This is a genomic window from Microbacterium sp. NPDC060132, assembly GCF_042729675.1.
Lineage (GTDB): Bacteria > Actinomycetota > Actinomycetes > Actinomycetales > Microbacteriaceae > Microbacterium > Microbacterium sufflavum.
The window spans coordinates 2,800,367-2,813,700 of sequence record NZ_JBHWXU010000001.1 but is presented as its reverse complement, the minus strand read 5'-3'; the positions used below and the strand labels follow the sequence as shown (position 1 = coordinate 2,813,700).

The 13,334-nt window shown below is 70.0% G+C and carries 11 protein-coding genes; 5 read left to right on the top strand and 6 right to left on the bottom strand.

Annotation, left to right across the window (positions count from 1 at the left end):
- The first annotated feature begins 37 nt into the window (after positions 1-37).
- Together ACFWCH_RS13565 and glpK are read left to right on the top strand one after the other, a co-directional pair.
- Positions 38-793 carry an MIP/aquaporin family protein gene (locus ACFWCH_RS13565; protein ID WP_136034578.1) on the top strand — a complete coding sequence of 252 codons (756 nt, stop codon included), beginning with the start codon at positions 38-40 and terminating at the stop codon, positions 791-793.
- A 33-nt stretch (positions 794-826) separates the two neighbouring features.
- Positions 827-2,341, top strand: coding sequence for a glycerol kinase GlpK (gene glpK, locus ACFWCH_RS13560; protein ID WP_136034574.1), 1,515 nt, complete (start codon positions 827-829; stop codon positions 2,339-2,341).
- Between the two features lie 52 nt (positions 2,342-2,393).
- Here the strand turns inward: glpK and ACFWCH_RS13555 are convergent, their stop codons facing one another.
- The gene (locus ACFWCH_RS13555; protein WP_247638734.1) at positions 2,394-3,287 is read right to left on the bottom strand and encodes a LysR family transcriptional regulator; all 894 of its coding nucleotides are present in this window, start codon (positions 3,285-3,287) and stop codon (positions 2,394-2,396) included.
- A 78-nt stretch (positions 3,288-3,365) separates the two neighbouring features.
- On the opposite strand from ACFWCH_RS13555, the gene ACFWCH_RS13550 reads away from it, so the two are divergent.
- On the top strand, positions 3,366-4,280 hold the full coding sequence (locus ACFWCH_RS13550; RefSeq protein WP_136034570.1) for an EamA family transporter: 915 nt from the start codon (positions 3,366-3,368) through the stop codon (positions 4,278-4,280).
- 3 nt (positions 4,281-4,283) lie between these two features.
- On the opposite strand, the gene ffh is transcribed toward ACFWCH_RS13550, so the two are convergent.
- Both ffh and ACFWCH_RS13540 read right to left on the bottom strand, forming a co-directional pair.
- Positions 4,284-5,840 (bottom strand): signal recognition particle protein, encoded by a 1,557-nt coding sequence (gene ffh / locus ACFWCH_RS13545; RefSeq protein ID WP_136034568.1) that lies wholly within the window; start codon positions 5,838-5,840, stop codon positions 4,284-4,286.
- A 36-nt stretch (positions 5,841-5,876) separates the two neighbouring features.
- A complete protein-coding gene (locus ACFWCH_RS13540; protein WP_136037014.1) occupies positions 5,877-6,464 on the bottom strand; it encodes a TetR/AcrR family transcriptional regulator in 588 nt (195 codons plus the stop codon).
- A 93-nt stretch (positions 6,465-6,557) separates the two neighbouring features.
- On the opposite strand from ACFWCH_RS13540, the gene lipB reads away from it, so the two are divergent.
- Together lipB and lipA are read left to right on the top strand one after the other, a co-directional pair.
- The gene (gene lipB / locus ACFWCH_RS13535; RefSeq protein WP_136034564.1) at positions 6,558-7,211 is read left to right on the top strand and encodes a lipoyl(octanoyl) transferase LipB; all 654 of its coding nucleotides are present in this window, start codon (positions 6,558-6,560) and stop codon (positions 7,209-7,211) included.
- Positions 7,208-8,197, top strand: coding sequence for a lipoyl synthase (gene lipA / locus ACFWCH_RS13530; protein ID WP_136034562.1), 990 nt, complete (start codon positions 7,208-7,210; stop codon positions 8,195-8,197). Before lipB ends, lipA begins: the two co-directional genes overlap by 4 nt.
- A gap of 20 nt (positions 8,198-8,217) precedes the next feature.
- On the opposite strand, the gene ACFWCH_RS13525 is transcribed toward lipA, so the two are convergent.
- Genes ACFWCH_RS13525 through smc form a run of 3 tightly spaced genes read right to left on the bottom strand, consistent with a single transcriptional unit; the run spans position 8,218 to position 13,218 of the window.
- Positions 8,218-8,718, bottom strand: coding sequence for a DUF2004 domain-containing protein (locus tag ACFWCH_RS13525; protein WP_136034560.1), 501 nt, complete (start codon positions 8,716-8,718; stop codon positions 8,218-8,220).
- 43 nt (positions 8,719-8,761) lie between these two features.
- Positions 8,762-9,634, bottom strand: a complete 873-nt coding sequence (gene ftsY, locus ACFWCH_RS13520) for a signal recognition particle-docking protein FtsY (protein WP_136034558.1) — start codon at positions 9,632-9,634, stop codon at positions 8,762-8,764.
- 35 nt (positions 9,635-9,669) lie between these two features.
- Complete coding sequence (gene smc, locus ACFWCH_RS13515) at positions 9,670-13,218, bottom strand: chromosome segregation protein SMC (RefSeq protein ID WP_247638732.1); 3,549 nt, start codon at positions 13,216-13,218, stop codon at positions 9,670-9,672.
- Positions 13,219-13,334: the final 116 nt, after the last annotated feature.

The window sequence follows — 13,334 nt, the reverse complement described above, 5'->3', positions numbered from 1 at the left end:
AGAGGGGCCCCGACCCGTAAGAAAGGTCAATGAAGACATGACTGACGTCAATCTCGGTCTTTACTTCCTGTCCGAGCTCGTCGGCACGGCGATGCTGGTGCTGCTCGGCTGCGGTGTCGTCGCGAACGTCGCCCTGGCGAAGAACAAGGGCTTCGGTGGCGGCTTCCTGATGGTCAACTGGGGGTGGGGTCTCGCGGTGTTCGCCGGTGTCCTCGTCTCGGCCTACTCGGGCGCCATCCTGAACCCCGCCGTCGGCATCGGCCTGCTCGTCGCCGGCAAGATCGACTTCGCGATGTTCCTGACCGCGACCGGGGCGGAACTGCTCGGTGCGATCCTCGGTGCGATCGTCGTGTGGCTCGCCTACAAGCAGCACTTCGACGAGGAGCCCGAAGCGGCCAACAAGCTCGGCGTGTTCTCGACCGGCCCGGCCATCCGCTCCTACGGCTGGAACCTCGTCACCGAGATCATCGGTACGTTCGTGCTGGTGTTCGTGATCTTCGCGTTCGCCGACTACGGCGACATCGAGATCGGCACCCCCGGTGGCCTCGGCCCGCTCACGGCGCTTCCGGTCGCCCTGCTCGTGGTCGCGATCGGCGCCTCCCTCGGTGGCCCGACCGGCTACGCCATCAACCCCGCCCGTGACCTCGGCCCGCGCATCGCTCACGCCATCCTCCCGATCAAGGGCAAGGGCGCGAGCGACTGGTCCTACTCGTGGGTCCCGGTCGTCGGCCCGCTCATCGGTGGTGTCATCGCCGCCCTCGCGGCACCCGTTCTGCTCGGCCTCGCCGGCTGATCCCTACCCGCAAGCGAATTCAAAGGAGAACACATGGCTGACTACATCATCGCGATCGACCAGGGCACGACGTCGAGCCGCGCGATCATCTTCGACAAGAAGGGCAGCATCGTTGCCACCGGCCAGAAGGAGCACGAGCAGATCCTCCCGAAGGCTGGCTGGGTCGAGCACGACGCGGCGGAGATCTGGCGCAACGTGCAGGAGGTCATCGGACTGGCGCTCGGCCGTGCCGACCTGACCCGGCACGACATCGCCGCGGTCGGCATCACCAACCAGCGCGAGACCGCGGTGGTCTGGGACAAGACCACGGGCAAGCCGGTGTACAACGCGATCGTGTGGCAGGACACCCGCACGCAGGAGATCGTCGACCGTCTCGCAGCCGACGGTGGCGTCGAGCGCTTCAAGCCGGTCGTCGGCCTGCCGCTGGCGACCTACTTCTCCGGCACCAAGATCGCGTGGATCCTGGAGAACGTCGAGGGTGCGCGCGAGAAGGCCGAGGCGGGCGACCTGCTGTTCGGCACGACCGACTGCTGGGTGCTCTGGAACCTGACCGGCGGTGTGGACGGCGGCGTGCACGCCACCGACGTCACCAACGCCTCGCGCACGCTGTTCATGGATCTGGAGACGCTCGAGTGGCGCGACGACATCCTCGAGGTGTTCGGCGTGCCGCGGTCGATGATGCCGGAGATCCGCTCCTCCTCCGAGGTCTACGGCACCGCCGAGAGCTCGTCGCTGCTGCGCGAGACGCCGATCGCCGGGATCCTCGGCGACCAGCAGGCGGCGACCTTCGGTCAGGCGGCGTTCCAGAAGGGCGAGAGCAAGAACACCTACGGGACGGGCTGCTTCCTGATCTTCAACACGGGCGAGGAAGTCGTCCACTCGAAGAACGGGCTGCTCACGACCGTCGGGTACAAGCTCGGGGACCAGCCGACGCACTACGCGCTCGAAGGGTCGATCGCCGTGACGGGCTCGCTGATCCAGTGGCTCCGCGACCAGCTGGGGATCATCTCCTCGGCGCCCGAGGTCGAGAAGCTGGCGGAGCAGGTCGAGGACAACGGCGGCGTGTACATCGTCCCCGCGTTCTCCGGTCTGTTCGCGCCGTACTGGCGTCCGGACGCCCGCGGCGCGATCGTGGGTCTCACCCGCTACGCGAACAAGAACCACATCGCGCGCGCAGCGCTCGAAGCCGTCGCGTTCCAGACCCGCGACGTGCTCGATGCCGTCAACGCGGATGCGGGCGTGGACCTGAGCGAGCTCAAGGTCGACGGCGGCATGGTGGCCAACGACGCGCTCATGCAGTTCCAGGCCGACGTGCTCGGGGTCCCGGTCGTGCGCCCGGTCGTCGCCGAGACCACCGCGCTCGGTGCCGCCTACGCCGCCGGTCTCGCCGTCGGCTTCTGGAACGGGCTGGACGACCTCTCCGCCAACTGGCAGGAGGACAAGCGCTGGGAGCCGACGATGGACGACGCCGAGCGCGAGCGCCAGCTGCGGCTGTGGCGCAAGGCCGTCACCAAGTCGATGGACTGGGTCGACGAGGACGTGAAGTAGTCCGAGGAAGGATGAAGCGGGTCCGGGGTCTCCCCCGGGCCCGCTTCTCGTTTCACCCGCGCTCCGATTCCTGGTTCCGCATCCCGTCCAGGACGGCCAGCAGCGCCCGCGCCACGCCCCTCGGAGCCACGGCATCCCACGCGACGTATTCCGTCCGCTCGGGCCCGTCGCTCACCGCCACCGCGACCACACCTTCTGCGCCGTCGACCACCCCCGGGGCCAGAAGGGTCACGGCGAGCCCCGCCCTCACGAGTCCGAGAAGCAGCGGAGCGGTGTCGACCTCGAAGGCCACGTCCCGCTCGAGTCCTGCGGCGGTGAAGGCGGCGTCACTCTGCGCCCGACCCGATGTCCCGGCGGGGAAGTCCGCGAAGGCGCACCCGGCGAGATCGGCGAGCCGGAGCCGCCGCCGCGTCGCGAGCCCGTGGTCATGCGGCAGCACCGCGACCAGTCGCTGATGCTGTACCGCGCGAGACGCGACCCCCGCGGGTTCCAGGTCGCCGCGCAAGCCCAGCAGCGCGATGTCGAGGTCGTCGCGGCGGAGCGCGGCGATGAGCTCGTCGCTGTTGCCACCGCGCAGCTCCACCCGTGCCGCGGGATACGCCTCCCGGAACGCGCGCAGAAGCTCCGGCACCGAGATCGCTGTCACGGTGGGGATCGCGCCGAGGCGGAGCGTTCCGGTCACCTCGCCGGCAACCGCAGCGACGGCGTCCTTCGCCTGCTCGGCGGCGCGGACGGCGACCCGTGCATGCTCGAGGAACGCCTCGCCCGCCTCCGTGAGGCGCACACTGCGGCTCGATCGCGCGAACAGCCGATGGCCGAGCTCGCGCTCGAGCGCCGCCATCTGGTGGCTCAGCGCCGACTGCGTCACGAAGCACTGCTCCGCCGCGCGGGTGAAGCTCCCGGTCGCCGCGACCGCGACCACGTACCGCAGTTGCTGCAGATCCATCCGATCATGATCGCGCCTCATGGATAGGATGACAAGCCCGCGTTGGACTCATGCGCGGGAAGCCCCCACGCTGGAGCCATGAACAGATGGCGCATCGTGCTGCTGACCGCTCTGGCCCCGCTGTCGTGGGGCACGACCTACCTCGTCACGACCGAGCTCCTCCCTCCTGGCCACCCGCTGTTCGCGGGGCTGCTCCGCTCGCTCCCGGCGGGTCTCGTGGCCGTGCTTCTCGCTCGTCGCCTGCCGCGCGGCACGTGGTGGCCGAAGATGCTCGTGCTGGGCGCGCTCAACATCGGCGCGTTCTTCCCGTTGCTCTTCCTCGCCGCCGAGCGGCTGCCCGGCGGGGTCGCCGCCGCAGTCGCAGGGGCGCAGCCGCTCATCGTGCTGGTGCTGGGTGCCCTGGTGCTCCAGGAGCGGATCAGGGCGGTGTCCGCCGCGGCCGCCGTGACCGGAGCGGGCGGTGTCGCACTGGTCGTCCTCGGTCCGGCGGCGCAGCTCGACCTCTGGGGCGTGCTCGCGGCGCTCGGCGGCGTCACCGCGACGGGCCTCGGCATGATCCTCACCAAGCGCTGGGGCCGTCCGCGGGACATCGGCCCCGTGGTCTACGCCGGATGGCAGCTCACCGCGGGTGGTCTGCTCCTGCTTCCCGTGACCCTCGCCGTGGAGGGCGTGCCGTCGTCCATCGACGGGGCCGCAGCGCTCGGCTACCTCTGGCTGGGTACGGTCGGGGGCATCGTCGCCTACACCCTCTGGTTCCGGGGCATCCAGCAGTTGCCGGTGATCGCGCCCGGCCTGCTCGCCCTGCTCTCGCCGCTCGTGGCCGCCCTGCTGGGCGTCATCGTCCTCGGGGAGAGCTTCACCGCGGTTCAGGGCGTCGGACTGGCCCTCGCTCTGGGTGCGCTCGTGGTGGGACAGCTGACGGCGCGGCCACGGCGAACACCGACGACGCCGACGATCGGCGAGGAGCCACCGGTGCCGGCGGCACGCGCCTGAGGATCAGCTCTTGCCGAAGAGCTTCTGGATCTCGGCGAGATCCGCCTCGGTGGGCGCAGGAGCTCCGCCGAGACCGAAGCCCGAGCCGTTCGCGGAGGCGGATGCTGCCAGGCCAGCGTTCTCGGCCGCCCGCTTGGCGGGGTTACCCGAGCGCGAGCGTCCCTGAGACCCCTTGCCCTTCTTGCCGCGCTTGGACGATGCTCCCGGCTTGCCCATGCCGGGCACGGGACCCATGCCGGGGATGTTCGGCGTGCCACCGCGCGCGACCGTCTTCATCATCTTCGCCGCCTGGTCGAAACGCTGCACCAGCTGGTTCACGTCGGTCACGGTCATGCCGGAGCCCCGGGCGATGCGCAGACGACGCGACCCGTTCAAGATCTTGGGGTTACGCCGCTCCCCCGGCGTCATCGAGCGGATGATCGCCTCGGTGCGATCGATCTCCCGCTCGTCGAAGTCCTCCAGCTGCTGCTTCATCTGGCCCATGCCCGGCAGCATGCCGAGCATCTTCTTCATCGAGCCCATCTTCTTCATCTGCTGCAGCTGCTCGAGGAAGTCCTCCAGCGTGAAGGCCTCGTTGGCGAGCTTCTCGGCGACCTTCAGCGCCTCTTCCTCGTCGAACGCCTGCTGCGCCTGCTCGATCAGGGTCAGGATGTCGCCGAGGTCGAGGATGCGGCTCGCCATGCGGTCGGGGTGGAACGGCTCGAGGTCTTCGAGGCGCTCACCGGTCGAGGCGAAGATGATCGGCCGGCCGGTGACGGAGGCGACCGAGAGCGCCGCACCACCGCGGGCGTCACCGTCGAGCTTCGACAGGACGACGCCGGTGAAGTCGACGCCCTCCTGGAAGGCCTTCGCCGTGTTGACCGCATCCTGACCGATCATCGCGTCGATGACGAACAGCACCTCGTCCGGGTCGACCGCCTTGCGGATGTCGGCGGCCTGCTTCATCAGCTCGGCGTCGACACCGAGGCGTCCGGCGGTGTCGATGATCACCACGTCATGCTGCTGGCGACGGGCGTGCTCCACGCCGTCGCGCGACACCTTGACCGGATCGCCGACGCCGTTGCCCGGCTCGGGTGCGTACACGGTCGCACCGGCCTGCTCCGCGACGACCTGCAGCTGGTTGACGGCATTCGGACGCTGCAGGTCGGCGGCGACCAGGAGCGGGGTGTGCCCCTCCCCCTCCAGCTGCTTCGCGAGCTTGCCGGCGAACGTCGTCTTTCCGGAGCCCTGGAGCCCGGCGAGCATGATGACGGTCGGCGCCGTCTTGGCGAACTGCAGACGACGCTGTTCCCCGCCGAGGATCTGCACGAGCTCCTCGTTCACGATCTGCACGACCTGCTGGGCGGGGTTCAGCGCCTTGTTGACCTCGTCGCCGAGCGCGCGCTCGCGCACCTTCGCCGTGAAGTCCTTGACGACCGCAAGAGCGACGTCCGCGTCGAGCAGCGCGCGACGGATCTCGCGCACGGTGCCGTCGACGTCGGCGGCGGTGAGCTTCCCCTTCGTGCGGAGGTTGCGGAAGGTCTCGGTGAGACGGTCGGAGAGCGTTCCAAAGGTAGCCATGGTGCTCCCGATTCTACGCGAGCGCCGACGACTCGCTCAGCCGGACCACGGGAGGTCGTGGATCGCGCCGAGGGCGTCGTCGAGCACGGCCTGCGGGGTTCCGAGCCCCGCGCCCTGCTCGGCCCACACGCGCAACGCGGAGAACACGGCGGCCGCGAGGGCTGCGCCGAGGATGTCCGCCCTGATCGCGTCGACGCCGGAGCCACGGGCCGCGGTGGCGATCGCCTCCGACAGCCGCGCCAGGCGCACCCCGGTGTCGCGGACGAGTTCATCCTGCAGTCCCATCGCGCCGGCGTTGCGCAGAGCGAGCGCGAGCGGGTCCGGCGCGAAGTCCCGCACGATGCCCCGCAGGATCCCGCGCACGGCGTCGCCGTCCGCCTCGCGCCCGAGGCCCTGCAGGCGTTTGACGGCCTCCTCGATGCGCTCGTCCACGGCGGACCACAGCACGTCGCTCTTGGAGGTGAAGTAGTTGAAGAAGCTGGAGCGGCTCACCCCGGCGCGCTGCGTGATGTCGGCGACCGACGTGGCGTCGTACCCGCGCTCCAGGAACAGCTCGCACGCCGCCTCCGCGAGCGTCTCGCGCGACGACGCCTTGGGGCGGCCAGCGCGGCCGGTGGAGTTCATACCCTCACGCTACCGCGCGCGGCGAGTCGCGCTCGGGCGTCACAACAGGGCGTATTCTTAGACGCAATCCAACTATTTCGGAGGCGAGACTTCATGCTCGACATCCTCACCCCCGGGTTCTCCCCGACCCCCGTGCCGTACCTCGACGGCTGGGACCTGCAGCGCCGCGTGCACGCCGATGTGCTCTCCGGCGCGCGTCCGGACACGCTGATCCTGCTCGAACACGAGGCCGTCTACACGGCGGGCAAGCGCACCGAGCCGCACGAGCGACCGCAGGACGGCACCCCCGTGGTCGACGTCGACCGCGGCGGCAAGATCACCTGGCACGGCCCGGGGCAGCTGGTCGGTTACCCGATCGTCCGCCTCCCTGAGCCCATGGATGTCGTCGCGCACGTGCGCCGGCTCGAGCATCTGCTGATCGACGTCCTGCGACCGTTCGGCGTCGACGGCTACCAGGTGCCCGGTCGCAGCGGGGTGTGGGTTCGCCGCCCCCTCTCCGAGGACAAGGTCGCCGCCATCGGGGTGCGCGTGCAGCAGGGCGTGACCATGCACGGCTTCGCCATCAACTGCGCCAACTCGCTCGCACCGTTCCGCGACATCATCCCGTGCGGCATCACCGACGCCGGTGTGACCACGGTCAGCGAGGTCTCCGGGGCCGTCGTCGAACCCCGCGACCTCGTGGACGCCGTCCGCGCCGCCTTCCTCGCCGAATACACCGACATCGCACGGACGGGAGTCCCCGCATGACCGCCGCCCCCGAGGGCCGGAAGCTCCTCCGACTCGAGATCCGCAACGCCGAGACCCCCATCGAGCGCAAGCCCGAGTGGATCCGCACCAAGGCCAAGATGGGTCCGGAGTACACCGCCCTCCACTCGCTCGTGAAGAGCGAAGACCTCCACACCGTGTGCCAGGAAGCGGGCTGTCCCAACATCTTCGAGTGCTGGGAGGACCGCGAGGCGACCTTCCTGATCGGCGGATCCCAGTGCACTCGGCGCTGCGACTTCTGTCAGATCGACACCGGCAAGCCCGCGGACTACGACACCGACGAGCCACGCCGCGTCGCCGAGAGCGTCGTGCGCATGAACCTCCGCTACGCCACCGTCACGTGCGTCGCCCGCGACGACCTTCCCGACGGCGGTGCCTGGCTCAACGCAGAGACCGTCCGCCAGATCCATCGCCTCAACCCGAACACCGGCGTCGAACTGCTCGCCACCGACTTCAACGGCGACCCGGATCAGCTCGGTGTCGTGTTCGAGTCCCGGCCCGAGGTGTTCGCCCACAACGTCGAGACCGTCCCGCGCATCTTCAAGCGCATCCGGCCGGCCTTCCGCTACGAGCGCTCGCTGGGAGTGCTGACCCAGGCGCGCGACGCGGGCCTCATCACCAAGTCGAACCTGATCCTGGGCATGGGCGAGGAGCCGGAGGAGGTCGTGCAGGCCCTGCAGGATCTTCACGACGCCGGCTGCGACATCATCACCATCACGCAGTACCTGCGGCCGTCGCCGCGGCACCTCCCCGTCGCCCGCTGGGTGAAGCCGGCCGAGTTCGTCGAGTTCAAGGAGGAGGCGGAGCGGATCGGCTTCCTCGGGGTGCTCGCCGGACCGCTGGTGCGCTCCTCGTACCGTGCCGGACGCCTCTGGGCGCAGTCCATGGTCTCGAAGGGGCGGGAGATCCCGCCGCACCTCGCGCACATCGCCGAGGGCGCCGACCTCGGGTTCGCCCAGGCCGTGTGATCTGCGGGGTGAGCGCCGGGTCAGTCAGCGCTCATCACGGACTGCACGCTTCCGTCCGAGCCGAGGTTCACGAGCAGCACGTCGTCGGTCGCACTGTCGTCGAGCGCGTACTCGAGCACCGCGAAGGGCTCGGACCCGCCATGCTCGTCCGCCAGGATCGTCATGCTCATCAGGCGCAACGAGCGGATGATGTCCACCGCTGCATCGCCGGACACGTCCACCAGCACGTCCGGCAGGTCGTCGCCGAAGGCCTCCTGCTGCTGAAGGATGTACTCGGTCACCTCGCTCGTCCGGTCATCCACCTCGGACAACATGCCGCGGCGGGCCGTGGCGTCGACGTTCTCCAGTCCCGCGATCAGCGCGGCGGCGATGTCGAGGGCATCAGCGGACACGTCGTCCTGGTCCGGAGCGGTGAGGTCGACCGTCACGCTCTGGTCACCGAGCTCGACGGTCTCCGACCAGAAGATCGAGCCGTCGGGGCCCGACGACAGCAGTCCGAAGTAGTCGTGTTCGATCGCCATAACGCTATGAAACCAGCCTCGTGCTCAGGGCGGTAGCCCTGTGTCAGCCGACCAGCGCCTGCACGAACACGTGCGGGGTGAAACCGGTCAGATCGTCGATGCCCTCGCCCTGTCCGAGCAGCTTCACCGGGATCCCGGTGCGCTCCTGAACCGCGAGAACGAAGCCGCCCTTGGCCGACCCGTCGAGCTTGGTCAGCACGAGCCCGGTGACACCGGCGTGCTGCAGGAACGTCTCCGCCTGCATGACCCCGTTCTGCCCCGTCGTCGCGTCGAGAACCAGCAGCACCTCGCTGATCGGGGCCTGCTTCTCCACGACCCGGCGGATCTTGCCGAGCTCGTCCATCAGCCCGCCCTTGGTGTGCAGACGACCGGCCGTGTCGATGATCGCGATCTCCATGCCCTCGCGCTTGGCGTACTCCACGGTCTGGAACGCCACAGACGCCGGGTCCTGCCCCTCGTGCTGCGGGCGGACGATCGCCGCCCCTCCGCGCTGCGCCCACGTGGCGAGCTGGTCCACGGCGGCGGCACGGAACGTGTCGGCGGCCCCCACCACGACGCTGCGCTGGTAGCCGCGCAGGAACTTGGTGAACTTGCCGATCGTGGTGGTCTTCCCGACCCCGTTGACGCCGACGACGAGCACGACGGCCGGGCGCTCGGTGAGCTTGAGCGTCGTGTCGAACTTCGCGAAGTGCTCCTCGAGCGTCTCGCGCAGCATGCGCTGGAGGTCGCGGGGGTCGGTCGTGCGGTACTTCGCGACCTTGTCGCGGAGCTCGTCGACGATGCGCTCGCTGATGTCCGGCCCGAAGTCGGCCGTGATCAGGGCGGTCTCCAGGTCTTCCCACGTCGTCTCATCGATCGTGGGCTTGACGAACATGCCGCGCAGGGCGCGACCGAGAGACCAGGACTTCTCTGCCATCCCCCCAGCCTACGGGTAGCGGTTCGCTACGCCGGTCAGCTCGCCGCGGCGGCCGCGCGGTCACCGACGCGCTGACCGACGACAGCGGACACGCCGTCCTGGCGCATCGAGACGCCGTACAGCGCGTCGGCGATCTCCATCGTGCGCTTCTGGTGCGTGATCACCAGGAGCTGAGATGTCTCCCGCAACTGCTCGAACACGGTGAGCAGCCGGCCGAGGTTCGCATCGTCGAGGGCCGCCTCCACCTCGTCGAGGATGTAGAACGGGCTGGGACGCGCCTTGAAGATCGCCACCAGCAGCGCGACAGCGGCCAGCGACCGCTCCCCTCCGGAGAGCAGCGACAGGCGCTCGATCTTCTTCCCGACGGGCCGCACCGAGACCTCGATGCCGGTCGTGAGCATGTTGTCCGGGTCGGTCAGGGAGATGCTCCCCGTCCCACCGGGGAACAGCAGCGGGAAGACCTGGCCGAACGCCTCCTTGGTGTCCTCGAACGCACTGGCGAAGATGGTCTGCATCCGCTCGTCGAGGTCCGCGATGATCGTCAGCAGATCCTGACGGGTCTGGGTCAGGTCGGCGAGCTGCTCCGTCAGGAAGGCGTGGCGCTGCTCGAGCGCGGCGAACTCCTCCAGAGCGAGCGGATTGACGCGGCCCAGCTGGGCGAGCTTCCGCTCGGCCTCGGCCAGCCGGCGCTGCTGGATACGACGATCGAACGGGATCGCCGTGTCGTCGAGCAGTTCGTCCGCAGGGGGCTCCACTCCGGGATCGCGAGGAACGAGCTGATCAGGTCCATATTCCGCAACGAGAATATCTTCGTCGAGCGACAGCTCGGAGGACACACGCTCCAGCAGGCTGTGCAGGTGGAGCTTCTTCTCGTGGATCTGCAGCTCCAGGCCGTGCACGCTCTCGGTGAGGCCGGCGAGCCGCTCGCGCAGCGACGTCTCCTGCTTCCGGAGCGCCACCAGCTCCTCGTTCTGCGCTGCTCTGGCGGCCTCCGCCTCGGCGAGAGCCACGCGGGCCTCGGTCACCGAGCGGTCCAGCGAGTCAAGGATGCGCGGAAGCTCCTCTGCCACCCCGGAGGCGGCCTCCCGCTGTGCCCGACGGATCACTGCGCGGCGGGCGGCCTCGGCGGCGGCGTCCCGCTCTTGCTCGCGCTGCCGTTCGAGCGTCGCGACCCTCGCCTGCGCCGCACGCACCCTCTCGCGCAGCGTCTCGACCTCGAGCCGCGCGCGCACCTCTCCCTCGCGGGCGAGCTCGAGAGCCTCGAGCAGACCGTCGCGGGCAGACGCGTCCAGCACGGGACGCGGCGCGGCCACGGCCTCGTCGAGCTCCGCACGGGCCGACTTCGCCTTCGCCTCGGCATCCGCGACCGCAGCCTGGGCCTGCGCGAGCCCCGACTCCAGGCGCTCGCACTCGGCCACGGCGGACTCGTGCCGCACCGTGACGCGGTTGACCTGCTCGGCGTGCGTGGCCAGGGCGGCATCGTGCTCGCGCAGCGCCCGCAACGCGTCCTTGGCCTGACGCCGTGTCGCCTCCACCTGCTCGTCCGCCTCGATCCGCGCCTCCCGGAGCGAGTCGACGACGATCTGGATCTCGGCGAGCCGCTCCGTCGCCGCGTCGCGCTCGGCCGCGAGCTCGAGACGCGACCGCTCACCACCGGAGCCCGTGCGCAGCGTCTGCGCGGTGATCACCTCGCCGCTGGTCGTCACGATCGTCGTGCGCGTGTCGGACAGCGCATCCAGAGCGGCTCGCGCCGAGCGCGCCGCATCGAGGTCTTCGGCGATCAGCACATGCGACAGGATGCCCAGGACGCCGTCGGGTGCGGTCACCACGTCGATCGCGGACGTGACACCGTCGACGGGAGGCGCGGTCGACTCGGGGCGCAGAGCATCCGCCACCACGAAATCCACGACCCCACGGCGCTCCGCCGCAGCCAGGGCCGCCAGCGTGAACGCGGCGTCCGCGCTGTCGATCAGCACGCCCTCCGCGAGCGGACCGAGGACTGCGGCGATCGCCGCCTCGAACCCCGGCCTGACCTGCACCGCGTCGCCGACCAGTCCGCGGACTCCCGCGCCACCGGCCTTCACGATCTCGGCGGCACCACCGGACAGCGACAGCGCGCTGCTCAGCGCCGCCGCCTTCGCCGTGAGCGAGTCGACCTCGCGCTCCGCGGCGTGGAGCCGTTCGCGCAGCGTCTCGCGCTCGGCCTCCGCCGCCGTCGCCGCCCGCTGCGCGCTCTCATAGGCGGCAGCGTGCTCGACGGCTGTGCCCTGCGGGGCCTCGGCGTCCTCGATCGCCTCCAGTGCCTCCGCCGCCTCCCGCCGCCGTTCGTTCGCCGCTTCGAGCGCATTCTCCTGGCGCAGCACGGCACCACGCACCGCGGCAAGGGCCGACGCCGCCGCATCAGCCGTACCGCGCAGGGCCGTCAGGCGCATGTCGTACTCCGACACGAGCGCGCTCTGCTCCGCGATGTCGACGTCGAGCGTGTCGAGCTCCGCCCTGGCGTGCACGACCTCGCGGCTCGCCGCGACCGCGGCATCCTGCGCATCGCCCAGCCCCGAGGAGATCGTCTCGATGTCGTCCTTCGCCTCGTCGATCGTCGCCTGCGTCACCGTGACCGCGGTCACGGCGGCATCGTCCTCCTCCGAGCCGAGCAGAGCAAGACGCTGATTGGCGAGGGTGTACAGCCCCCGCATGCGCTCCTGGACCTGCTCGAGCCCGAAGGCCACGCCGCGCGCCGCATCGACGGCGACAGAGTTCTGGTCCTTCTCGAGCCGCGCGATGCTCGCACGCACCGCCTCGGCCTGATCCGACAGCACGAGGCGCTCCGTGTGACGCTCCTGCTCCGTGCGGGTGTGGTCGGCCAGGGCCGTGCGCAGGGCGACCACGTCGTCCGCGAACAGCCGGGCCTTCGCATCGCGCACCACGGCCGCGATCGTCTGGGCCTCCCTGGCGATCTCGGCCTGACGGCCCAGCGGCTTCAGCTGCCGCCGGATCTCACCGGCCAGGTCGCTCAGACGCGTCAGGTTGGCCTCCATGGCGTCGAGCTTGCGGAGGGTCTTCTCCTTGCGGCGTCGGTGCTTGAGGATCCCCGCCGCCTCCTCGATGAAGCCACGGCGATCCTCCGGCGACGCCTGCAGCACGGTGTCGAGGCGCCCCTGACCCACGATCACATGCATCTCGCGGCCGAGACCCGAGTCGCTCAGGAGCTCCTGCACGTCGAGCAGTCGGCAGCCCTCGCCGTTGATCGCGTACTCGCTCGATCCGTTGCGGAACAGCGTGCGGCTGATCGTGACCTCGGCGTACTCGATCGGCAGTGCTCCGTCGGCGTTGTCGATCGTGAGCTGCACCTCGGCTCGCCCGAGGGGCCCTCGCGTGGAGGTGCCGGCGAAGATGACGTCCTCCATCTTGCCGCCGCGGAGGGTCTTCGCGCCCTGCTCCCCCATGACCCAGGCGAGGGCGTCGACCACGTTGGACTTGCCGGAGCCGTTCGGACCCACGATGCAGGTCACGCCGGGCTCGAAGACGAAGCTCGTCGGCTGGGCGAACGACTTGAACCCCTTGAGCGTCAGGCTCTTCAGATGCATGCGGGCACCGCTCGTCGGGGGAGAATCACGTCGCTACGCTACCGGAATCGCGCGGATTCCCACGGATCCCGCGCGGGTCTCGGAGCGAGCTCCTCCGGCGGCGACACGCCGGCGCT